The following is a 22,791-nucleotide window of genomic DNA, read 5'->3' as shown; positions in this document are numbered from 1 at the left end:
TAGCAACCTTCAGTGGTCTCGGCTGAGCTACCTCAAAGGGTTTTTTCAGTCCGTTTTGCCATTGAGACCCCGCGTGTAATGTAATTGTCATAATTCCCGTTTTTAATGCGGTGTTCGGGGAGGTCGAGGGCGTTGGGCTGTATGGATTCAACGAAAGTACTAATAGTCGATGATGAATGTGCTATCAGGGATATGATTCGCCTCGCCCTCGAGATGGCTGATTTTGAGTGTATCGAAGCAGAAAATATTCAACAGGCATACCAGCTCATCGTTGACGAGCGGCCGTCCATCGTGCTGTTGGACTGGATGCTGCCCGGCGGAAGTGGGCTCGAGCTTCTGCGGCGACTGAAGCGTGAGGAGTTGACGGGGGAAATACCCGTTATCATGCTGACTGCAAAAACTACTGAGGATAATGTTATTCATGGCCTGGATGTGGGTGCAGATGATTACATTACGAAACCCTTTGCACCACGCGAGCTAATAGCACGTATCAAGGCCTTGCTACGGCGCACGGGCTCGGGAGCGAGTGTCGAGGGAAGCAAGTATCAGGTCCGTGACCTGCTGCTGGATGCCCGGAGCATGCGCGTATTTATTCGAGAGCACGCTGTAGTCATGGGCCCCACTGAATTCAATTTACTACAGTTTTTTATGTCGCACCCTGAGCGGGCGTATACGCGGGGTCAGCTGCTGGATCAGGTCTGGGGCGTGAATGTTTACATAGAGGAGCGCACGGTGGATGTTCATATCCGGCGATTACGCAAGGCCTTGCAATCTCCGTGGGGAGATTACTCATCCGTCATTCAAACGGTGCGTGGCACGGGGTATCGCTTCTCTCCCAATGCCACTTTACAACTCGATTGATCCAGTGAGATGAGTGGCCTCAAAGCTGGACTGAAAATCGCCTTACTGGTTCTTGGTGCAGCAATGCTGGGTTGGATATACGGATACACGGCGACTGCGGTGATGATCACCCTGTCGGCAGTCATTTGTTTTTGGCTATACGAAATAGATAAGGTACAGCGTTGGCTGAGTGATCCGGAGCAGAATGTCCCGGACACGAGCGGTATATGTAGCGATTTACTCGCCCTGATCTACTTTCATCAGCGAAAGAGTGACCAGGTGCAAGCGCAATTGCAATCTACAATAGAATACATGCAGAGCTCTCTCGCCGTCATTCGCGATGGTGTTGTCATGGTAGGTGAAGACGGTATTATTGCCTGGTTTAATCGATCGGCAGAGCCACTACTGGGGCTGCGCTACCCTGAAGACACTGGACAACGACTGACTAACCTGGTGCGCGGCCCGGAGTTTGCCGACTATTTTCTGGCACAGGATTATTCTGAGCCACTGCAGTTTGAAGCAACAGGGGGAGGTGAGAAAGTTTTCCTTCGTGTCGAAATTACGCATTTTGGGGAAGGTGATCGCGTGCTCTTCATCCGTGATGTAAGCGACTCGGTGCGCATGGAAAAGATGCGCAGTGATTTTGTTGCCAATGTTTCCCACGAACTTCGAACTCCGTTAACAGTAATCACTGGGTATCTCGGAACGATAGAGGCCAATGGTGAAGATTTACCGCAGCGCTACCGAAGACCCCTGAATCAAATGGGTCAGCAGGCTCATCGGATGGAGAGCGTCCTGCACGACCTTTTGTGGCTGTCGAAAATTGAAAGCGGTCAAAGTGCGAGAATGGATGAGGCGGTCGATATAGGAGGCTTGCTGCAGGAGTTACGGGACGAGCTGGGAGATGCGTACCCGAAGGCGACCTTACTCCTTGAGTTATCGAGTAAGCGCTCGGTGATAGGCAGCTATCAACAACTATACAGCGCTGTCTCGAATCTCGTGATTAACGCGATAAAATACAGTGGTGAGAACAGCGCCGTCACTATTTCATGGTTTGAAGAGCACGATAAAAGTAAATTGAGCGTTAGCGATGCGGGAATTGGCATTGACGCTGTCCATCTGCCGCGCCTGACAGAACGCTTTTACAGAGTCGATGACAGCCGTAATTCCGCCACTGGCGGGACTGGTCTGGGGCTTGCAATCGTCAAGCATGTAGCAGCTGCGCACGGCGCGCGTTTGCTTATAGAGAGCCGAATTGGCGAAGGCAGCACTTTTAGCCTCATTTTTTCCTCTGGAGGATAGCGCATTGCTTAAAAAAGAAGATTACCAGCATCATATTTCCGCGACATTCAATACGGAGCTTGAGTCACTCCGTAACCAGATGTTGTCCATGGGCGGAGCCGTAGAGCAGCAGCTTACGAGCGCGATCAATGCGCTTTTACAGATGGATACGGGTGAAGCGCAAGCCATCATTGATCGCGATGCAGAGATCAACCAGATGGAGATGTCGATTGACGATGCCTGTGCCACTATCATCGCGAGACGGCAGCCCACGGCAAGCGACTTGCGTTTGGTGATCGCAATTATCAAGGTTAATACTGACCTCGAACGCATTGGCGACGAGGCCGCAAAAATTGCACAGCAAACGATAAGAATGTCTGACGACGGCATATCTCCCTCTAATTTTGCGGAAGTGCGCCAGATCGGCGAGCTTGTAGGCAGTATGTTGCATCGAGCCCTGGATGCGTTCGCGCGGCTGGAAGTGGAGCAGGCCGTTGACGTGGTCAGGGGTGACGAAGAGGTCGACCGACAGTACGGATCTGCGATGCGTAGTCTGGCGACATTCATGCTTGAAGATTCGCGAAAAATTGGGGTGATATTAAATGAGATGTGGGCGCTGCGGAGCCTGGAGCGGATAGGCGATCACGCGACAAATATCGCCGAGCATTTGGTATATCTTGTGAAGGGCGCCGATGTGAGGCATGGCGGCCTCGATGGTCTTCATGAGCATGCCCCAAAAGGTTAAAAACGATTAACAGGCGGCAGCGGCTGTCTAGTTTGGTCTTTTACAGTTGCTGTAACGAAAACGTAACAAAGCGGAATTAGACTGCACCAGTGCGCATTAGCGGATACTCAAAACCACTAATTACTGGAGTCTTTAAATGATGAAAACGAACGTCATAATGCTCTTCCAATCAGCGGCCGTGGCAGCTTTGCTGGGAGCGTCTACCACTGCTCCTGCAGCAAGCCGCGATACAATCAGCATCGTGGGCTCCTCAACTGTTTATCCGTTTGCCACTGTTGTCGCTGAGCGGTTTGGTAGATCGACAGATTTCAAATCACCAAAAATCGAGTCTACTGGCACTGGTGGCGGTTTGAAGCTGTTTTGTTCCGGTGTTGGAGCTAACACGCCTGATGTGACGAATGCTTCGCGACGCATTAAAAAAAGTGAATTTGATAACTGCCAGTCCAACGGCGTTGACAATGTCGTCGAGGTGTTAGTGGGGTACGATGGAATCGCGATCGCTAACTCTGCAAAGGCCCCCCAGTTGACGCTGAGTCTGCGCGACGTCTACCTTGCCCTGGCCAAGGATGTGCCGGGCAAGAACAGTGAATTGATCGCCAATCCGTACAACACCTGGAAGGATGTTAATCCGCAGTTGCCGGCCGTTAACATCGAGGTTCTGGGCCCGCCGCCCACTTCCGGAACGCGTGATGCGTTTGTGGAACTAGCCATGGCCGGAGGCGCTAAGTCCAATGGCGACCTTAAATTCCTTTACAAACTAGGGGCAGACCAGGAGAGTGAAATCAGAACGGTCATGAAAAAACTGGGTGTATCTGGTGCCGTATACGATGCAATAGCTCAGAGTAAAGGCAAGGCGCCGAAAGGCAAGGACGTTTTCAAGGCATTAGTTTATGCGGTGCGCGAGGATGGCGTTTATATTGAAGCTGGTGAAAATGACAACCTGATTGTACAGAAACTGGAAGCCAACCCGAATGCGGTGGGTATTTTTGGTTACAGCTTTCTTGAGGAGAATGGGGACAAAGTTCAGGGTTCGGTGGTGGACGGAGTAGCCCCTAGTTTCGAAAGTATAGCCAGTGGTAATTATCCGGTATCACGTCCACTGTATTTCTATATCAAGGGGGCACATGTCGGGAAAATTCCGGGTATCCAGGAATATGCCGTAGAGTTCACCTCCAACCGGGCTATGGGCGAGGACGGTTATCTTACGGAACGGGGTTTGATTCCGCTGGAGAATGCCGAGCGCGATGCAGTCCGGGAAGACATTAAAACCCTTAGACAGCTGGAAATGTAGCTAAGCCGTACTGGCCGTTTCAAACACGCTCAGTCGGGGTGCGCGGTGAGATTTTATATAAATGATATACGGTCAGGTCACTGAAGGCACTGTAGCGTAATGCAGACAATCACAGCGTTTCTGGTATTGATCGCCTTTTGTGTCGTCAGCTTTTTTCTGGGGCGAACGCGTTCTCAGCTAATAGCCAAGACGCGCGGTGGTGCTTCTCTACATTCGCTCCCAAAGCATTATGGTTATATGGCGGCTGCCTGGGCCTTTTTACCTTCTGTCGCAATCCTGCTGGTCTGGACCGGACTCGAAAGTAGTCTAATCTATAGTTCGGTCATTTCGGGTCTAACACCAGAGGTGCGCGCTTTGAGCACCGATCAACTGGGTCTCTACTATAACCAGCTGCAAAGTTTTGCGTTGGACCAGATTGATGAGGCTGGCCTCGATGAGGCGCAGGTAGCGGCGGCGCAACATTACCGCGAGATATCCGCTTCGCTTGCCTACAAAAAAATCATTGTTGTGCTCGTGGCTGCTGTTGCAGGCGCTTTGTTGGCTCTCAGGCGGATCAAGCCGACTCTGCGTGCGCGTAACCATGTGGAGAATATGCTGGAATGGATGCTTTTTATCTGTTCCTTTATCGCTGTACTAACGACTCTGGGGATTGTTCTGTCTGTATTGTTTGAGGCGGTTCGCTTTTTTCAGGCCGTACCCGTTATCGATTTTCTGTTTGGTTTGCAGTGGAGTCCCCAGATGGCAATCCGATCCGATCAGGTGGGGGCCTCGGGGTCGTTTGGCTTTATACCCTTGCTGGTTGGTACCTTGCTGATTTCCATCGTTGCCCTGTTCATAGCCGTACCCGTCGGGTTGATGTCGGCCATTTATCTCAGCGAGTATGCGTCCAGACGCTTTCGTGCAGTGACCAAGCCTGTGCTGGAAGTCCTCGCTGGCGTGCCTACGGTGGTCTACGGTTTCTTCGCCGCTCTCACGGTCGCACCGTTTATCAGGCGCCTGGGTGAGTCAATGGGCCTGAGTGTGGCCTCAGAAAGTGCTCTGGCTGCCGGCTTGGTGATGGGGATTATGATAATCCCGTTCGTGATGTCCCTGTCAGACGATATTATTAATGCAGTGCCTGATAGCTTGAGGGAGGCTTCCCTTGGTATGGGCGCAACGATGAGCGAAACAATCAGGCGCGTGGTTCTCCCCGCTGCTCTGCCCGGCATTGTTGGTGGTATTCTCCTTGCTGCATCCCGCGCTATTGGGGAGACCATGATCGTGGTCATGGCGGCTGGATTATCTGCCAAGCTGACAATTAACCCACTGGAGGCAGTGACAACGATTACAGTACAAATTGTTACCTTGCTTGTCGGCGATCAGGAATTCGACAGTCCAAAGACCCTCGCTGCCTTTGCGCTGGGGCTTGTCCTGTTTTTTGTCACCTTACTGCTGAACATCGTCGCTCTTTATGTAGTAAGGCGGTATCGAGAACAGTATGAATAAGAATGAGGACTACCGCACAACTGCGTTGATACAGGCATCGTTACGCAAGCGCTATGCTCGTGAGCGAAGGTTCCGCTTGTATGGGATGCTGGCTGTTCTTGCAGGATTTGTTTTTCTGTTTCTGTTGCTTGCAGACATTATCATTAAGGGAACTCCCGCATTTACACAGCACTACATCAAGGTGACGGTTGACTTTGATCGGGAAAGCCTTGAACTGCCTCAAGATTTTACGTCAGAAGACCTGGCGCGCGCGGACTACGGCGCTGTTATAAAACTCAGTTTGCGGGAGATGTTTCCGGACGTCTCCATTCGCGCAGAGAAGCGGCGCCTTTATCGTTTGATCAGCATTGGCGCGGAGTATTCGCTGCGCGATATGGTGGTTGCCGATCCCGCATTAGTCGGGAAGAAACGGAACATCTGGCTTCTGGCTCATTCCGAGGCGAGCAGCTATTTGAAGGGACAGGTAACGGCCGCCACGGAGGAGGCAGAGCGCAAGGTAAAAGATGTACAGATGAGGTGGCTGAATACTCTGCGTGAGGAGGGGAGGACTGAGTTACGCTTTAATACAACGTTTTTTCTTGCGGGTGATTCCAGAGAGCCTGAGTTAGCGGGAATCAAAGCGGCATTGGTGGGTTCGTTATATACCCTGCTGGTGACCTTTTGTTTGGCGTTTCCGATTGGGGTCATGGCCGCCATTTATCTGGAAGAATTCGCGCCCAAGAATCGGTTGACGGATGTCATCGAGATTAATATTAACAACCTGGCTGCGGTTCCCTCCATTGTTTTTGGCTTGCTGGGCTTGGCAGTATTTATCAATTTTTTCGAGTTGCCCCGTTCGGCGCCGCTGGTCGGAGGTATAGTGTTAGCCTTAATGACCTTGCCGACGATAATTATCACATCGAGGGCGGCCATACAGGCAGTACCTCCGTCGATTCATGAGGCTGCGCTGGGAGTAGGCGCATCTAAATTGCAAACGATTTTGCACCATGTGCTGCCCGTTGCGATGCCAGGGATTTTAACGGGTTCAATTATTGGCATGGCGCAGGCCCTCGGTGAGACAGCGCCTTTGCTGATGATTGGCATGGTAGCTTTTATCATGGAGGTGCCTGCTGGCGTGACAGATCCCGCTACAGTGTTACCTGTGCAGATTTTTCTTTGGGCCGATAGCCCAGAGCGCGGATTTACTGAAAAAACCTCAGCGGCGATTATGGTACTGATGGCATTTTTGATTATGATGAATGCAGCAGCAGTTTACCTGCGCAGGCGATTCGAGCGGAAATAAATGGCGTCAAAGATGGAGAATTTTGAGGGTATGGGAGCTGATAAAAACGTTACGAACCGGACGGTTGCCAACGCTCATTCGGCAGAGAATGGCAGCAGCGTGGAGTCGCTTCATCTCGATCCCGATGCCCGCGGCCAGGAAACGATCGGAAGTCCTTTTGTGAAGCACGCCAAAATGTCCGCCCGTAATGTTAATGTCTTCTACGGCGAGAAGCAGGCGATCACCAATATATCGCTTGATATAGCTCAGAATGAAATTCTCGCTATGATTGGTCCGTCGGGCTGTGGCAAGTCGACTTTCCTGCGTACTCTTAATCGCATGAACGACATAATTCCAGCGTGTCGGGTAGAAGGGAAAATCACATTGGACGGTGAAGATATCTATCAAAAAGAGCGGGATACCGTATTGCTACGTGCACGAGTGGGGATGGTGTTTCAGAAGCCAAATCCATTTCCTAAGTCGATTTATGAAAACGTCGCTTATGGTCCCAAGATTCATGGGCTTGCTCAAAACAAAGCGACAATGGACGAGATAGTGGAGAGTAGTCTTCGTCGTGCGAGCCTGTTTGATGAGGTTAAGGACCAGTTGGACAAGCCCGGAACAGGGCTTTCCGGCGGGCAGCAGCAGCGCCTGTGCATAGCCAGAGCAATTGCAGTCAGTCCTGAAATCATCCTGATGGATGAGCCCTGTTCGGCGCTGGACCCGATCGCCACAGCACGAATCGAGGAACTGATGAGCGAGCTAAAGGCAAATTATACGATCGCTATTGTTACCCACTCAATGCAGCAGGCCGCCCGTGTTTCACAGCGCACGGCCTATTTTCATCTCGGGGAGCTCATCGAGGTTGGGGAAACCAAGGAAATTTTCACTCTCCCACAGCATCAATTGACGGAAAACTACATAACCGGCCGCTTCGGCTGACGCGGCCCCCAGGGAGGATCCGTCTTGACAGACGTTGCTGACTTGCCCGGGAGCCCCCGGCGATGCGTGATGCCAGAGGGGTCGCTCGCCCTGTAGCCACCTGATTTCTTGTCGCGTAGGCGATGCCGCCGCCTCCGCAATTTGTGTTTTGCTTTTATACCGCTGCCACTCGCACTCTTCATTACGTAGTTGATGGCTATTTAACAAATACGTCACCGAAAAATCGTCATATTTCATAAAAGTGTCATGTTATCGCTTTAGTCTTTATCGCTGATGCGTGTGGTGAGCAATGCATCGCGAAGACTTTTAAAGAGGATCATGAAAATGAATACGAAATCAGCTGTTGCTGGAGCCCTCTTACTGCTGCTGAGCGTGGGAGTGAGAGCGGGAATACCGGACGCCGAGTGGGCGCAGTTTAAGGCCCAGTTTGCGGCTATGAATGAGCGAATAAACGCGCTAGAGGTTGAGAATCGACAACTGCGCGCGGCGCGCAGCGCTGTTACTGTTGAAGACTTGGAGGCAACCAATGCCGAGGTAGCCGCCCTTAAGTCTCGCGACGATGCCTCTTCATGGGCTGAGCGAATAAAGTGGAAGGGGGATTTTCGCTACCGCTACGAGGACATTCGTCAGGACGACAGGGATGATCGCGATCGAAATCGCATTCGTGCGCGCCCCGCCCTGGTGGCAAAAATCACCGATACCGCAGAAGTCGGCTTCGGCATGGCCACCGGTGGGGATGATCCGGTATCAACAAACGAGACCCTCGGGGGAGGGGGCTCAACCAAAGACGTGCGCCTCGATCTTGCCTACGCCACCTGGACAGGTTTGGAGAATACCGCACTTACCGCGGGCAAATTCGCTAACCCATACTACAGGGTACAAAAGAGCCAGCTCATATGGGACAGTGATTTCAGGCCTGAGGGGCTGGCAGTGCAGTGGGCTAACGACACTTTTTTTGCCAACGCTTCTTATTCGTTTATCGAAAGTGACAGTGCGAGGGATAATGATGGAATTTGGGGGGCGCAGCTCGGTGGTGCATTCGAAATCTCCGATGGTTTGACCTTAACCGCGTCAGCCGCCTATCTCGATTTTCCGAGTAAGGGGCGCAGGACTATTTATGACGACGACTTCTTCGGCAACTCGACTGTACAAAAGGACGGGGAAACCGTTTATGAGTTTGACTACCAGGTGGCAAGTGGCTCTCTGGACATCGCTCTGCAGGTATTCGACATCCCATTAAACGTTTACGGTGAGTATGTTAAGAATAGTGCCGCAGATGAGTTCGATTCTGGCTATGTCGCCGGCGTGAAGCTAGGGGAAGCCAAGAAGCCCGGTAGTTGGCAGCTTCAGTATCAGTACGAGGATCTTGAGGCAGATGCAGTGCTTGGACTTTTCACAGACTCCGATTTTGCCGGGGGCGGCAGTGATGGCAAGGGCAGCAAGTTCGCGGCAAAGTATGCGATCGATAGCCAGTGGTCATTTGCGGCAACGTATTTTTACAATAAGCGCGGTGTCGATTTGGGTGACAATGCAGATTACAAGCGTCTGCAGATTGATACTCTCTTTAAATACTAATCAAGATGTGGCCTGTGGCCGGACCCGGGGGCAGTGTGCAGATTCAAGCACCTTGCATCGTTGCGGGGCTACGGTACAATGGCGCGGTTTTTCCGTGAGGAAAATCAATGCGTCCCCTTCGTCTAGTGGTCCAGGACACTGCCCTTTCACGGCGGTAACAGGGGTTCGAACCCCCTAGGGGACGCCACATTCTTCAAGCTCGGGCGACCACCGGGCTTGCCGCTTTTTGGGCTAGCAGAGGCGAGGAGAGCTTGCAGCCATGAGTCGTTACTGGAGCAAAGTCACCGGGGCACTTACGCCCTATGTTCCAGGCGAGCAGCCTCTTGATCAGCGCCTTGTTAAGCTCAATACTAACGAAAGCCCGTATCCGCCGTCCCCAAGCGTGCGTGAGGCAATATCCAGTGCCAGCGATGACGACTTGCGGCGTTACCCCGATCCTGAATCCTGCGCTCTACGTGAGGCAATTGCTGCCCGTAACGGATTGGAGCCTCACTCTGTATTCCTCGGTAACGGCTCTGATGAGGTGATCGCACTGTGCTTTATGAGCCTGCTTAAGCACGATTTGCCGCTGTATTTTCCCGACATTAGCTACAGCTTTTACCCAGTTTGGGCCGGTCTTTTTGAGATCGCTTACGAGACAGTGCCGGTATGCGACGATTTCACAATTGATCCGTCGGCATATCCGGCAAAAAACGGCGGGATTATTATTCCCAATCCCAACGCACCGACTGGGATACTCATGAGTCTGGAGTCGATCCGCGCCCTGCTGGAGCGCTGCAGAGACTCTGTTGTCGTTATCGATGAAGCCTATATCGATTTCGGCGGCGAATCGGCGGCTCAGTTAATCCCGGATTTTGATAACCTGCTGGTGGTCCAGACCCTTTCTAAATCACGTTCGCTTGCGGGTTTGCGTGTGGGTTTTGCAATGGGTGATCCAGCCTTGATTGAAGGACTGAATAGAGTTAAAAATTCGTTTAACTCCTACCCGCTGGATGTCCTTGCCCAGAGGGCAGCGCTGGCGGCTATTGGCGATGAGGAATACTTTGCGGAGTGTTGCGGCCGCATCGTCGATTCTCGACGAAAGCTTACGGAAGGTTTACTTGCCCGGCACTTCGATGTGTTGCCGTCGCATGCAAATTTTGTGTTTGCAAGACACCGCGACCAATCTGCCAAATCCCTTTTTCAGGGGTTGCGGGAGCACGGGATCATTGTGCGGCATTTTGAGCGCGATAGGATTGATAACTTTCTGCGCATCAGTGTGGCTGCTGACGAGGCGAACAACGCTTTACTCGAGGCGCTTGACGAGCTAATAAAGTGAGTTATGCAAGCTTCTGCAGTATGACGCTGCCAACGCTGTAACCCGCTCCGAAGGAGCACAGTACGCCGAGATCGCCCTCGATGAGACCGGAACGGTGCTTATGAAATGCGATGACTGAGCCCGCTGAACTCGTATTGGCATACTCATCCAGAATCGTGGGCGCTTCAACTTCGGACGCAACGCGCCCGAGTACACGTTTAGAGATGAGCTGATTCATGCTCAGGTTTGCCTGATGTAGCCAAAGACGGCGCAGTTGATCAGGTAAAATGTCGAGGTCGCTCAGTTGACCCAGAATCTGATCTGCAACAACAGGGCAGACCTCTTTAAAAACCTTTCTCCCCTCCTGAACAAACAGCTTATCTGTTGCCCCGATACTCGAGTCGTCTCCGCGGTTGAGGAAGCCAAAATTATTACGAATGTTATTTGAGTAAATGGTTTGCAGTCTTGTATCGACGATCCCGTAACGCTCCGCACCCGACGCAGTTTCAAGCCCTTCGACAACGATTGCCGTGCACACGTCGCCGAAAATGAAGTGAGAATCACGGTCTCGAAAGTTGAGGTGGCCACTGCAAATTTCCGGATTAACAATCAGAACGGCTCTTGCACTGCCCGATCGAACAGAATCTCTGGCCTGCTGGATGCCGAAGGTTGCAGAAGAGCACGCTACATTCATATCGAAGCCCCATCCGGTGATGCCCAGAGCATCTTGCACTTCTATCGCTATCGCCGGATAGGGACGCTGCATATTAGAGGCCGCAACGATAACAGCATCGATATCTGCAGCAGATTTACCCGCTTGATCCATCGCCTCTCGAGCCGCTGCCACCGCGATTTCACATTGTACGCTTTGCGCTTCGTTGGGGCGTTCGGCAATGCGCGGTGTGAGTCGCTGTGGATCGAGAATTCCACTTCTATTGACGACATAGCGCGATTTGATGCCCGATGCTTTTTCTACAAAATCTGCAGACGAGGCCTGCAGTGGCTCGATCCGAGATGCGGCAATGTCATCTGCGTGCTCGTCATTAAAGGCGGCTACATAACGGTTGAACGCCTCGACTAGCTCGTCGTTGGAAATAGCCTCTGGTGGAGTGTAGAGCCCTGTTCCGCTAATAACGATGTCAAGCATGAATGGCGCCCCCTATTTATTACACCGCGCAGAGCGCACCGCCACGGATTAGTGTTAAGCCTGTCACCAAGGCGATTTTTTAGCGCTTATCGACCGGCGTGAAATCCCGCTTGGTGTATCCAGTATATAACTGTCTGGGCCTGCCTATGCGGTAGCTACCACTGATCATCTCATTCCAGTGAGCGATCCATCCTACGGTTCGTCCCACGGCAAAAATGACCGTGAACATACTTGTTGGTATACCGATTGCTTTGAGAATGATGCCGGAGTAGAAGTCTACATTCGGATAGAGTTTCTTCTGGATAAAATATTCATCTGATAGTGCTATTTCTTCGAGCCGCTTTGCAATTTCCAGCAGTGGATCATCCTCAATGCCGAGCTCGGCAAGTACTTCGTCAGCCGTCTGTTTCATGACACTCGCGCGAGGGTCAAAGTTTTTGTAGACCCGGTGCCCGAAGCCCATTAATCGAAAAGGATCATTTTTATCTTTGGCGCGCTCAACAAACTCATCGATGCGCGATACGTCGCCGATCTCCTCGAGCATGTCCAATACCGCCTCATTTGCGCCGCCATGAGAAGGTCCCCACAAGGCAGCTATACCAGCTGCGATGCAGGCAAACGGGTTGGCACCTGAGGAGCCCGCCAAACGCACAGTGGAGGTCGATGCATTTTGTTCGTGGTCTGCATGCAGCAAGAAGATTCTGTCCATCGCTTTTGCCAGCACCGGGCTGATTTTACTGGGCTCGCAGGGGTTGCCAAACATCATGTGAAGGAAGTTTTCTGCGTAGCCGAGGCTGTTGTCCGGGTACATGAAGGGCTGGCCTACGGAGTATTTGTAACTCATGGCGGCGATAGTAGGCATTTTGGCAATTAAGCGATAGGCCGCTATTTGGCGGTGATGCTCATCTGAAATCTCAAGAGAATCATGGTAAAAGGCTGATAGTGCGCCCACCACCCCGCAGACAATAGCCATGGGGTGAGCATCTCGTCGAAAACCGTTAAAAAACGTGCAGATTTGCTCATTGACCATGGTGTGCTTCTGCACCGTTCCCACGAACTCTTTCTTCTGCGCCTCGGTGGGAAGCTCCCCGTACAGCAGCAGGTAGCACGTTTCCAGATAATCCGAGTGTTCCGCCAATTGTTCGATGGGATATCCCCGGTGGAGCAGTATGCCCTCGTTCCCGTTGATAAAGGTGATTTGCGACTCACAAGAGGCGGTAGAGACGAAACCAGGGTCAAACGTGAACATCCCTTGAGCCGTCAGGCCGCCCACATCCACTACATCGGGACCGAGCGTGCCAGAGTATATTGGGAGTTCGATCGTTTCGTTTTCACCATCGATCGTTAAAGAGGCCTTCTTGTCGCTCATAAGGGGTCCTAAAGTAGTGCATGATCGCGGTGAACCACTATAAAGTGTCGGAACTTTTTGTCAATTCGGTGAGCCAGCCATGGCGCTATCGAGTCTCAATTCCACTGCGGCGGCCAGTGCTGATGAACGACCGCCCTCCACGCAGTAATCGCAGTCATAGCGGAGGGGGGAGAGAAGCGGATGGGGGCGTGATGATTTAGCCGAGGTGACTCCTCCTGTAGTCGACTTTACCGAGCGAATATGTCGATGCGGTCTGTAGGAGGAAAATTGCCCGGTGGCAACACCCATCCAATCGTGGTGACAGCGCGTATCAGGTTTGTATTCATCGCCATAACTGCCTATAATCTCGCGCGTTTTTGCGTATCCGGCAGAGCTTCGAATGGTAAAGCGAAATTTTGTGTGGTCGCCCGATAATCTCGCCCCTTGGGCGTCACGAAACGGTATCTAAATTGTGAAAGATAATCGCCCCGTAAATCTGGATATAGGCTCCATGAGGCTCCCAATAACCGCCTGGGCCTCCATCACGCACCGAGCGAGCGGGGTGTTCCTGTTTGCCGGCATGGCGGTATTGCTGTGGGGTCTGGACCTGAGTTTGGCCAGTGAGGAGACCTTTGCGACTCTCAAGGAAGGCCTCGCCCACCCGTTGACCAAGGTCGTGTTGTGGGCAATTCTCTCCGGGTTGATATACCACTCACTGGCCGGAGTAAAGCATCTCATTATGGATTTCGGCATTGGGGAGACCATGGAAGGCGGCATTATCGGCGTCAAAATTCTGGTCTCTATTTCGCTGATACTCATTGGTTTGGCAGGGGTTTGGATATGGTAACTGCAGTCACTAGTATGGGTCGATCAGGTCTCTATGACTGGCTCTTCCAGAGGGTCAGTGGCGTGATTCTGCTGGCTTACGCGGTATGTGTAGTGTTTGTAGTAATGGGTGATCCCAGCTACGAAGAGTGGTCAGCGCTTTACCAGCAAACTTGGATGCGTATTTTCAGTTTGCTAGCTCTGCTGTCTTTGGCGATGCATGCTTGGGTAGGTTTGTGGGCTGTGTTTACCGACTATTTAACAGAGCGTTTGATGGGTCGTTTGGGCAACGTGTTGCGTTTTATCGCGCAAGCTGCGAGTGGAATCATCATGTTTACATATGTGGTCTGGGGCATCCAGATTGTGTGGGGGCTTTAAAAATGGCTGCACTGCGTACTATTTCTTTCGATGGCGTGATTGTGGGCGGGGGCGGCGCAGGCATGCGCGCAGCACTTCAAATGGCACAGTCAGGCTTCAAGACTGCGGTAATTTCGAAGGTGTTCCCCACGCGCTCTCATACCGTGTCCGCACAGGGTGGCATCACGTGTGCGATTGCCTCTGACGATCCCCAGGACGATTGGCGTTGGCACATGTACGATACGGTGAAAGGGTCCGACTATATCGGTGACCAGGATGCCATCGAATACATGTGTAGCGTTGGTCCAGAGGCGGTGTATGAGCTCGAGCACATGGGTCTTCCTTTCTCCCGCACAGAGGAGGGCCGAATCTATCAACGGCCCTTTGGCGGCCAGTCCAAGAATTTCGGCGAGGGCGGGCAAGCAGCGCGCACGTGTGCTGCCGCTGACCGGACTGGCCACGCACTGCTGCATACCCTCTACCAAGGGAACCTGAAAAATAAGACACAGTTTTTTAACGAGTGGTACGCCACAGACATCGTGAAGAACCAGGACGGCGCCGTTGTTGGCGTGATCGCTATTTGCATGGAGACGGGAGAAACCGTCTACGTAAAATCCAAAGCAACGGTATTTGCCACCGGCGGCGCCGGGCGTATTTATGCGTCTACCACCAACGCCCACATAAACACGGGCGACGGCATCGGTATGGCCCTGCGAGCGGGATTCCCCGTGCAGGATATAGAAATGTGGCAGTTTCACCCCACCGGTATTGCTGGAGCCGGTACGCTTGTCACAGAAGGATGTCGAGGTGAGGGTGGTTACCTGGTCAATAAAGATGGTGAGCGTTTTATGGAGCGCTATGCGCCAAACGCCAAGGACCTCGCTGGCCGTGATGTTGTTGCACGCTCTATGGTGCTGGAAATTCTCGAAGGAAGAGGCTGTGGTCCGCAAGGTGATCACGTTCACCTGAAACTTGATCACCTTGGCGAGGATGTGCTGGAAAGCAGGTTGCCGGGGATTTGCGAACTTTCACGAACCTTCGCCCATGCGGATCCTGTGAAAGAGCCTATTCCGGTGGTGCCTACCTGTCATTACATGATGGGGGGTATACCTACAAATATTCACGGTCAGGCGCTCACCGAAGGACCAAATGGCGAGGATAAGATTATCCCGGGGCTCTACGCCTGCGGTGAGGTAGCGTGTGTCTCGGTGCATGGGGCAAATCGTCTGGGCGGCAATTCATTGCTTGATCTTGTGGTGTTTGGCCGTGCTTCCGGGCTTCATATTGAGAAGTCCCTGCGGGATGGCATTGAGATGCGTGATGCATCAGAAACCGATCTTGAGCAGGCGATGTCTCGCTTGAATGATCTGAATAACTCAACTGGCGATGAGAACGTTGCAGGCATGCGAGCGGAGCTTCAGGGTGTTATGCAGAATCACTTCGGCGTTTTTCGCAATGAGAAATTCATGCGGGAAGGGATCGAGAAACTGGGTCAAATACGCGAACGCATGGCAAACCTTCAACTGGCAGACAAGAGCCAGGTGTTCAATACCGCTCGTATTGAGGCACTCGAGCTCCACAATCTTTTCGAAGTCGCTGAGGCGACGGCCATTACGGCAGAGGAACGAAAGGAAAGTAGAGGTGCCCATGCCCGGGATGATTTCCAGGAACGGGATGATGAAAACTGGCTCTTCCACTCCATGTATTTCCCATCCGATAAGCGCGTCGGAAAGCGCAGTGTTAACTTCGAGCCGACGACCGTTGAAACGTTCCAGCCTAAAGTGCGCACTTATTAAGGGGTCTGAACCATGTTGCAAGTCAGTATTTATCGCTACAACCCGGATACCGACGCCGAGCCTTCCATGCATGACGTGCAGGTCGACACCGGCGGTAAGGATTTAATGGTCCTCGACGTGATGGAAATGATCAAAGCCGGAGATACCAGTTTTGCTTACCGGCGTTCCTGCCGCGAAGGGGTCTGTGGTTCTGACGGCATGAATATCAATGGCGTCAACGGGTTGGCCTGCATTACGCCACTGTCCAGCGTTGTGAAAGACAATAAGCTGGTGCTGCGACCTCTGCCGGGTCTGCCTGTTATTCGTGATCTGGTTGTTGACATGGGCATGTTTTACGCACAGTACGAAAAGATCCAGCCCTACCTGCAAAATGACACGCCTACGCCTGCAATAGAACGTCTGCAGTCTCCCGAGCAGCGCGAAAAGCTGGATGGCCTGTACGAGTGCATCCTCTGTGCCTGTTGTTCAACCTCCTGTCCGTCATTTTGGTGGAACCCCGATCGGTTCATTGGCCCGGCAGGCCTGTTGCAGGCTTATCGTTTCCTAGCTGATTCGCGTGACCTTGCGACGGACGAGCGCCTGGCCAAGCTGGATGATCCGTTTAGCGTGTTTCGCTGCCATGGAATACAAAATTGCGTCAACGTGTGTCCCAAGGGGCTGAACCCGACGCGGGCGATTGGTCACATACGCAATATGCTATTATCACGCGCAACGTAGTATTAAGAAGGCGCTGTAAGCGTCTGAAATTAATAGATTATTTAAATTTATTGCGAGTGCTTTAGCAGTTCGAATCACCGCGGTAGGTGATAGCTGCAGTTTGCCGAGGGCGGTGCCGCATGCAGCGCGGTCGCAAGGTCGCAGGCGAAAGAAGTATTTGAACGTCAATGAGCGAGCCCCGGGGGGATCGTGATGCACAGTAACTCCATGGATGTGTTATGGCAGAGCTCCCATATTGCCGGGGGTAATGCAACCTACGTGGAGGGGCTGTATGAGGAATACCTTAAGGATCCTAATGCCGTCGCAGAGCAGTGGCGCGACTACTTTGACAAACTCCCCACCGTACCTTCTGACGTCATTCAAATGGGTGATGTCCCTCATTCTGTCATTCGGGAACGTTTTGCCCAGATCAGCAAGATGCGGGTACGAACCGAAGCGACTGTCCAGCATGACTCGCAGGCAACAGACTACGAGCGCAAGCAGGTTCGCGTATTACAACTCATTGCCGCGTATCGTTTAAGGGGTCACCAAAAGGCTCAGCTTGACCCGCTGGGACTGGCGGAACGTGAGCACGTTGCAGACCTTGAGTTAGCCTTTCATGAGCTGTCGTCCGCTGATTTCGAGACGGTATTTCAGGCCGGTAGTTTGCATATCGGTAAAGCAGATGCGCCGTTGGGTGAAATCTATACCGCACTGGAAGAAACCTACTGCAACACCATCGGCGCGGAATTTATGCATATCGTCGATACCCAGGAGCGGCACTGGGTGATGCGGCGTATGGAGTCGGTCCGCTCGTCTCCAGACTACAGCGAAGAGGTGTGTCTCAATCTTCTGACCCATCTTATAAACGCTGAGGGACTGGAGAAGTCACTGGCATCGAAATATCCCGGCACCAAGCGCTTCGGTCTTGAGGGAGGTGAGAGCCTTATACCCATGTTATCTGAGGCCGTGCAACGCACCGGCGCCTACAAGGCGCAGGAGATCGTTATTGGGATGGCTCACAGGGGTCGGCTAAACGTCCTTATCAATATCCTTGGTAAAAATCCGTCAGAGCTATTTGCGGAGTTCGAAGGCAAGGTGGAGTACGAAAGTTCTGGCGATGTGAAATACCATCAGGGCTTCTCATCCAATGTCATGACGCCAGGCGGAGAGGTGCACCTGGCCCTGGCCTTCAATCCGTCGCATCTCGAGATTGTCTCACCGGTCGTGGAGGGTTCGGTCAGGGCGAGGCAGGAGCGCCGTGAGGACAAGGGAGGAGAGTTGGTTGTGCCGATAGTCATTCACGGTGACGCCGCGTTTGCCGGGCAGGGTGTTGTCATGGAAACCTTTCAGATGTCGCAGACGCGGGCCTACCGCACTGGCGGCACGATACACATAGTACTGAATAATCAGGTGGGTTTTACCACCCACAAACGTGAAGACGCTCGCTCAACGGAGTACTGCACAGACGTTGCCAAGATGGTTCAGGCACCGATTTTTCATGTCAACGCAGATGACCCGGAAGCGGTGCTGTTCGTGACACAGATGGCTGTCGATTATCGCACCGAATTTAAAAAAGACGTGGTTATCGATTTGATTTGCTACCGTCGGCGCGGCCATAACGAGGCCGACGAGCCATCCGCCACACAGCCTTTGATGTACCAGAAAATCAGCGAACACGAAACCACCCGCAAGCTTTATGCCGCCAGACTGATCGAACGAGGCCTGATCAGCGAAGGAGAGGTGCAGAATCTTGTGGATCGTTATCGTGACGCCCTTGACCGTGGCGCACCGCTGGTCGCGACGCTAGTCTCCGAGCCTAACAAGACACTGTTTGTCGACTGGTCTCCTTATCTGGGCCACGACTGGACGCTGGAGTGCGATACCACGATGGATATGCAGGAGATGCAGTCCCTCGCGCAGCAGATCAACGCACCGCCGGAGAGTTTTCCATTGCAGCGCCAGGTCGCAAAGATTCTGGAGGATCGGCGTAAAATGGGCGCCGGGGCTATGGCAGTTAATTGGGGTTTTGCAGAAAACCTTGCCTATGCGTCACTGTTAAAGGATGGCTATCCCATCAGGCTAACCGGGCAGGATGTGGGGCGGGGTACTTTTTCACACAGGCATGCGGTGCTACACAATCAAAACGACGGTAGTGCCTACACGCCGTTGCAGCATATCGCGGAAGAGCAAGCGAGTTTTATCAGTTACGACTCATTGCTCTCGGAAGAGGCTGTATTGGCCTTCGAATATGGTTATGCCACAACAATGCCGCAGGGAATGGTAATCTGGGAAGCGCAATTTGGCGATTTCGCCAATGGCGCGCAAGTCGTTATCGATCAGTTCATCACGAGTGGAGAACACAAGTGGTCACGCTTATGCGGGCTGACTATGTTGTTGCCACACGGGTATGAAGGCCAGGGGCCAGAGCATTCCTCGGCCCGGCTTGAGCGTTTTTTACAACTATCGGCGGAGCACAATATTCAGGTGTGTATGCCCACCACGCCCGCCCAGGTATTTCATATGCTTCGGCGGCAAGCCATACGTCCTTTACGCAAACCGCTGGTAGTGATGTCACCGAAGAGCCTGCTGCGTCATAAAGAGGCGGTATCTTCCCTGGAAGAGCTTTCCGAAGGTCGCTTCCACAATGTACTCGACGAGACCGATGACCTCGATAAATCGCAGGTTAAGAGGCTCGTGCTTTGTAGTGGCAAGGTATTTTATGACCTGCGCGCAGCGCGGCGCGAGAGGGGCATCAATGATATTGCTATCCTCAGGTTAGAGCAATTATATCCCTTCCCCGAGGCGGAGCTACTGAAGACATGCCGGCAGTACCCCAACGTGGTGGACGCCATCTGGTGTCAGGAGGAGCCAATGAATCAGGGCGCCTGGTATTCCAGCCAGCATCATATTCGTCGCGTGATACATCGCCACAAGGTCGATGTTTATTTGCGCTATGTGGGCCGTGATTCATCAGCGGCACCGGCTGCAGGTTATATGGCGCTGCACATGGAGCAGCTTAATAATTTTATTGATGAATCTCTGGGTGATATACCCTGGGGCCACTGAGCGCGAGAGCGTTTCAAAGGAGTATGATGGCTATCGAAATCAAGGCGCCCGTTTTCCCCGAGTCGGTCTCTGACGGCGAGGTAGCGACTTGGCATAAGTCAGAGGGTGATTCAGTATCGCGCGATGAGCTGATCGTCGAGATCGAAACGGATAAGGTCGTTCTCGAGGTTGTGTCACCTCAGGACGGCGTGATCAAGGCGATTCATGTCCAGCAGGGCGATATCGTGCAGAGTCAGCAGTTACTCGCAACCATTGAGGCCGGAGCAGTTGAGAAGCCCGCGATGCCCGGGTCTGCTTCCGCGAACAATTCTGCGGCAGTCACCAGCGACGGCGCAGAGCCGGAGGAGATTGTCTCCAGTGCTCAGCTTGGGCCGGCAGCAAGGCAGCTTGTGGACGAACACAGCCTCGTTGTGAGCGAAATCAGCGGCACTGGAAAAAGTGGCCGTATTACCAAGGAGGATGTGGTCGCGTACATGGCGGCTAAAGAGGACGCGCCGCAGGTACCTGAGCAGCAGGCACTCCCCGCTGAGCCGGTTGGGCATTCCAGTGAGCGAGTGGAAAAACGCGTGCCTATGACCCGAATGCGGGCAAAAATAGCTGAGCGTCTGCTCGATGCAACTCAACAAACGGCGATGTTGAGCACATTTAATGAGGTCAACATGGCGCCCGTGATGGCGCTGCGCAGCAAGTACAAAGAGCAGTTTGAGAAAACCCACCACGGCACTCGCCTTGGGTTCATGGGTTTTTTCGTTAAGGCAGCCTGTGAAGCTTTGAAGCGCTATCCCGCTGTAAATGCGTCCATAGATGATCACGATATCGTATACCACGGTTACCAGGATATCGGTGTGGCGGTTTCCACTGAAACGGGCCTGGTTGTGCCTGTTCTTCGCGACGCAGACTTTATGAGTCTTGCCGATGTAGAGGCCGCTGTTAGAGACCTCGGCCAGCGTGCGCGAGATAATAAATTAAGTATTGACGATATTACTGGAGGCACGTTTACCGTCACCAATGGTGGGGTATTTGGTTCTTTGCTCTCTACGCCCATTTTGAATCCGCCTCAGACAGGGATATTGGGTATGCATAAAATTCAGGACCGCCCGATGGCAGTCGATGGTGAGATTGTCATACAGCCAATGATGTACCTGGCACTGACGTATGATCACCGTATCATCGACGGCAAGACTGCAGTGCAGTTTCTGGTGGCAATCAAGGATCTGATTGAAGATCCAGCCAGGATTCTATTACAGCTTTAGCAAAATGCCGGGCGTCCGAAAGACTTAATTTATTGATGAACTACTAGGAAGTGATATGTCGGTAAAGTTCGATGTTGTGATAATTGGATCGGGCCCTGCGGGCTACGTAGCGGCCATTAAAGCGTCTCAATTAGGGATGAATACGGCCTGTGTGGAGCAGTGGTTGGGCGACGGAGATAAGTTACAACTTGGTGGCACGTGTCTAAACGTCGGTTGTATACCGTCCAAGGCGCTTTTGGACAGTAGCCAAAAGTATGCAGATACCCGCGATAATCTCGATATTCATGGCATTGATGTTGGCAAGCCCGAGATTAACGTTGCCGCGATGCTGTCGCGTAAGGACAAGATCGTATCTCAATTGACAGGCGGTATTGCGGGCTTGTTTAAGCACAATGGCGTGACGGCGATTGCTGGCACAGCGAAAGTATTAGCTGGGACCAAGGTAGAGATTACCGATCGTGAAGGCGCGGTGCAGATCATTGAAGCGGGTCACATTATAATCGCCGCAGGATCTGTTCCTGTAGAGATTCCCCCTGCGCCCATCGACGACGAGTACATCATCGATTCAACCGGCGCACTCAAATTGTCCGAGGTACCCGGACGTCTGGGTGTTATTGGCGCCGGCGTCATTGGTCTTGAGCTTGGCAGTGTCTGGCGCAGATTGGGTTCGGAAGTAGTGATGCTGGAGGCTCTTGACGATTTTCTGCCAATGATGGATGAGCAGATTGCGAGGGAATCGGGGAAAATCTTTAAGAAACAGGGTCTCGACATTCGGCTGGGCGCTCGAGTTACGGGTGCCGAGGTGAAGGATTGCGCTGTACACGTAACCTATTCTAACAGCGACGGCGAGCAGACAGAGGTGTTCGACAAGCTTATCGTGGCGGTTGGGCGCAGGCCTCGTTCCGAAGGGCTTTTCGAGCCTGACAGTGGCATCACTCTGGACGAGCGAGGATATATATACGTCAACGATAATTGTGAGACGGAGGCGCCCCATGTCTATGCGGTTGGTGATATAGTGCGTGGCCCGATGCTGGCTCACAAGGGGTCGGAAGAGGGCATTATGGTGGTTGAGCGAATTGCGGGCAACTCGGCGCAAATGAATTATGACTGTGTCCCGTCGGTTGTCTATACCCACCCTGAGATAGCAGCTGTGGGAAAAACAGAGCAGGAGCTCAAAGGGGAGGGTATTGATTGCAAGGTGGGTGTTTTCCCGTTTGCCGCCAGTGGTAGAGCATTGGCCGCAAACGACGCAGACGGCATGGTAAAGATGATAGCGGATGCAGAAACAGATCGCATTCTGGGCTGTCACATAGTGGGGGCATCTGCTGCCGACCTGGTACAACAGGTGGTCATTGCAATGGAGTTTGGTTCAAGTGCGGAAGATTTGGCGTTGACAGTGTTCGGTCATCCAACGCTATCAGAAGCAGTCCATGAGGCGGCATTGGCGGTCGATGGGCAGGCGATTCATATCGCCAACAGGAAAAAGCGTTAAGGGGGGGGATACCTGCGGTCGCTAGGCGAGCAGCGTATTCAAAAAATGGTCAGCGGCAGTTTCAGTCGCTTTGGCTTTAAACAGTAATCAT

The 22,791-nt window shown here is 52.7% G+C and carries 18 protein-coding genes and 1 tRNA gene; 17 read left to right on the top strand and 2 right to left on the bottom strand.

Translation table 11 applies throughout. The annotated features are described in order from the left end of the window. Positions 1-141 precede the first annotated feature (141 nt). The 10 genes from phoB (at position 142) to hisC (ending at position 10,738) form a co-directional block, all read left to right on the top strand. Positions 142-861, top strand: a complete 720-nt coding sequence (phoB, locus tag EYC82_RS04355) for a phosphate regulon transcriptional regulator PhoB (RefSeq protein WP_279248321.1) — start codon at positions 142-144, stop codon at positions 859-861. Positions 862-870: 9 nt separating this feature from the next. Beyond that, positions 871-2,142, top strand: a complete 1,272-nt coding sequence (gene phoR / locus EYC82_RS04350) for a phosphate regulon sensor histidine kinase PhoR (RefSeq protein ID WP_279248320.1) — start codon at positions 871-873, stop codon at positions 2,140-2,142. Between the two features lie 4 nt (positions 2,143-2,146). Beyond that, positions 2,147-2,866, top strand: a complete 720-nt coding sequence (gene phoU, locus EYC82_RS04345) for a phosphate signaling complex protein PhoU (protein WP_279248319.1) — start codon at positions 2,147-2,149, stop codon at positions 2,864-2,866. Between the two features lie 136 nt (positions 2,867-3,002). Next, positions 3,003-4,157, top strand: a complete 1,155-nt coding sequence (locus tag EYC82_RS04340; protein WP_423243895.1) for a substrate-binding domain-containing protein — start codon at positions 3,003-3,005, stop codon at positions 4,155-4,157. Between the two features lie 99 nt (positions 4,158-4,256). After that, on the top strand, positions 4,257-5,642 hold the full coding sequence (pstC, locus tag EYC82_RS04335; RefSeq protein WP_279248318.1) for a phosphate ABC transporter permease subunit PstC: 1,386 nt from the start codon (positions 4,257-4,259) through the stop codon (positions 5,640-5,642). Further along, the gene (gene pstA / locus EYC82_RS04330; RefSeq protein ID WP_279248317.1) at positions 5,635-6,924 is read left to right on the top strand and encodes a phosphate ABC transporter permease PstA; all 1,290 of its coding nucleotides are present in this window, start codon (positions 5,635-5,637) and stop codon (positions 6,922-6,924) included. Before pstC ends, pstA begins: the two co-directional genes overlap by 8 nt. 174 nt (positions 6,925-7,098) lie before the next feature. After that, a complete protein-coding gene (gene pstB / locus EYC82_RS04325) occupies positions 7,099-7,845 on the top strand; it encodes a phosphate ABC transporter ATP-binding protein PstB (protein WP_279250650.1) in 747 nt (248 codons plus the stop codon). A gap of 324 nt (positions 7,846-8,169) precedes the next feature. After that, positions 8,170-9,420 carry a putative porin gene (locus EYC82_RS04320; RefSeq protein WP_279248316.1) on the top strand — a complete coding sequence of 417 codons (1,251 nt, stop codon included), beginning with the start codon at positions 8,170-8,172 and terminating at the stop codon, positions 9,418-9,420. A 111-nt stretch (positions 9,421-9,531) separates the two neighbouring features. Continuing rightward, a tRNA-Glu gene (locus EYC82_RS04315) sits at positions 9,532-9,607 on the top strand. Positions 9,608-9,679: 72 nt separating this feature from the next. After that, a complete protein-coding gene (gene hisC / locus EYC82_RS04310) occupies positions 9,680-10,738 on the top strand; it encodes a histidinol-phosphate transaminase (protein ID WP_279248315.1) in 1,059 nt (352 codons plus the stop codon). 1 nt (position 10,739) lies between these two features. On the opposite strand, the gene EYC82_RS04305 is transcribed toward hisC, so the two are convergent. Both EYC82_RS04305 and gltA read right to left on the bottom strand, forming a co-directional pair. After that, on the bottom strand, positions 10,740-11,864 hold the full coding sequence (locus tag EYC82_RS04305; protein WP_279248314.1) for a beta-ketoacyl-ACP synthase III: 1,125 nt from the start codon (positions 11,862-11,864) through the stop codon (positions 10,740-10,742). A gap of 79 nt (positions 11,865-11,943) precedes the next feature. Further along, positions 11,944-13,233, bottom strand: coding sequence for a citrate synthase (gltA, locus tag EYC82_RS04300; RefSeq protein WP_279248313.1), 1,290 nt, complete (start codon positions 13,231-13,233; stop codon positions 11,944-11,946). A gap of 451 nt (positions 13,234-13,684) precedes the next feature. Here gltA and sdhC point away from each other — a divergent pair, with 451 nt between their 5' ends. The 7 genes from sdhC to lpdA all read left to right on the top strand — a co-directional run bounded on the left by sdhC (position 13,685) and on the right by lpdA (position 22,700). Further along, positions 13,685-14,059 (top strand): succinate dehydrogenase, cytochrome b556 subunit, encoded by a 375-nt coding sequence (sdhC, locus tag EYC82_RS04295; protein ID WP_279248312.1) that lies wholly within the window; start codon positions 13,685-13,687, stop codon positions 14,057-14,059. Then, complete coding sequence (sdhD, locus tag EYC82_RS04290; RefSeq protein WP_279248311.1) at positions 14,053-14,415, top strand: succinate dehydrogenase, hydrophobic membrane anchor protein; 363 nt, start codon at positions 14,053-14,055, stop codon at positions 14,413-14,415. Before sdhC ends, sdhD begins: the two co-directional genes overlap by 7 nt. A 2-nt stretch (positions 14,416-14,417) precedes the next feature. Continuing rightward, entirely contained in the window at positions 14,418-16,190 is a 1,773-nt protein-coding gene (gene sdhA, locus EYC82_RS04285) for a succinate dehydrogenase flavoprotein subunit (protein ID WP_279248310.1), read from the top strand. Between the two features lie 12 nt (positions 16,191-16,202). Further along, entirely contained in the window at positions 16,203-16,907 is a 705-nt protein-coding gene (locus EYC82_RS04280) for a succinate dehydrogenase iron-sulfur subunit (RefSeq protein ID WP_279248309.1), read from the top strand. Positions 16,908-17,099: 192 nt separating this feature from the next. After that, positions 17,100-19,955: a 2-oxoglutarate dehydrogenase E1 component gene (locus EYC82_RS04275; protein WP_279248308.1), complete on the top strand. Its 2,856-nt coding sequence runs from the start codon at positions 17,100-17,102 to the stop codon at positions 19,953-19,955. A gap of 26 nt (positions 19,956-19,981) precedes the next feature. Continuing rightward, the gene (gene odhB / locus EYC82_RS04270; protein ID WP_279250649.1) at positions 19,982-21,208 is read left to right on the top strand and encodes a 2-oxoglutarate dehydrogenase complex dihydrolipoyllysine-residue succinyltransferase; all 1,227 of its coding nucleotides are present in this window, start codon (positions 19,982-19,984) and stop codon (positions 21,206-21,208) included. A gap of 55 nt (positions 21,209-21,263) precedes the next feature. After that, complete coding sequence (lpdA, locus tag EYC82_RS04265; protein ID WP_279248307.1) at positions 21,264-22,700, top strand: dihydrolipoyl dehydrogenase; 1,437 nt, start codon at positions 21,264-21,266, stop codon at positions 22,698-22,700. The last annotated feature ends 91 nt before the right edge of the window (positions 22,701-22,791 follow it).

The organism is Candidatus Marimicrobium litorale (genome assembly GCF_026262645.1).
In the GTDB taxonomy this organism is placed as follows: Bacteria; Pseudomonadota; Gammaproteobacteria; order Pseudomonadales; family Halieaceae; genus Marimicrobium; species Marimicrobium litorale.
This window is presented reverse-complemented; position numbering and strand designations above follow the sequence as displayed.

What these genes read in the sequence shown, in the direction of transcription:
- gltA (WP_279248313.1), bottom strand. Translation starts at nt 13,233, where the DNA reads ATGAGCGACAAGAAGGCCTCTTTAACGATCGATGGTGAAAACGAAACG.
- phoB (WP_279248321.1), top strand. Translation starts at nt 142, where the DNA reads ATGGATTCAACGAAAGTACTAATAGTCGATGATGAATGTGCTATCAGG.
- sdhD (WP_279248311.1), top strand. Translation starts at nt 14,053, where the DNA reads ATGGTAACTGCAGTCACTAGTATGGGTCGATCAGGTCTCTATGACTGG.
- EYC82_RS04305 (WP_279248314.1), bottom strand. Translation starts at nt 11,864, where the DNA reads ATGCTTGACATCGTTATTAGCGGAACAGGGCTCTACACTCCACCAGAG.
- pstC (WP_279248318.1), top strand. Translation starts at nt 4,257, where the DNA reads ATGCAGACAATCACAGCGTTTCTGGTATTGATCGCCTTTTGTGTCGTC.
- pstA (WP_279248317.1), top strand. Translation starts at nt 5,635, where the DNA reads ATGAATAAGAATGAGGACTACCGCACAACTGCGTTGATACAGGCATCG.
- phoR (WP_279248320.1), top strand. Translation starts at nt 871, where the DNA reads ATGAGTGGCCTCAAAGCTGGACTGAAAATCGCCTTACTGGTTCTTGGT.
- pstB (WP_279250650.1), top strand. Translation starts at nt 7,099, where the DNA reads ATGTCCGCCCGTAATGTTAATGTCTTCTACGGCGAGAAGCAGGCGATC.
- sdhA (WP_279248310.1), top strand. Translation starts at nt 14,418, where the DNA reads ATGGCTGCACTGCGTACTATTTCTTTCGATGGCGTGATTGTGGGCGGG.
- EYC82_RS04320 (WP_279248316.1), top strand. Translation starts at nt 8,170, where the DNA reads ATGAATACGAAATCAGCTGTTGCTGGAGCCCTCTTACTGCTGCTGAGC.
- odhB (WP_279250649.1), top strand. Translation starts at nt 19,982, where the DNA reads ATGGCTATCGAAATCAAGGCGCCCGTTTTCCCCGAGTCGGTCTCTGAC.
- EYC82_RS04275 (WP_279248308.1), top strand. Translation starts at nt 17,100, where the DNA reads ATGCACAGTAACTCCATGGATGTGTTATGGCAGAGCTCCCATATTGCC.
- EYC82_RS04340 (WP_423243895.1), top strand. Translation starts at nt 3,003, where the DNA reads ATGATGAAAACGAACGTCATAATGCTCTTCCAATCAGCGGCCGTGGCA.
- lpdA (WP_279248307.1), top strand. Translation starts at nt 21,264, where the DNA reads ATGTCGGTAAAGTTCGATGTTGTGATAATTGGATCGGGCCCTGCGGGC.
- EYC82_RS04280 (WP_279248309.1), top strand. Translation starts at nt 16,203, where the DNA reads ATGTTGCAAGTCAGTATTTATCGCTACAACCCGGATACCGACGCCGAG.
- hisC (WP_279248315.1), top strand. Translation starts at nt 9,680, where the DNA reads ATGAGTCGTTACTGGAGCAAAGTCACCGGGGCACTTACGCCCTATGTT.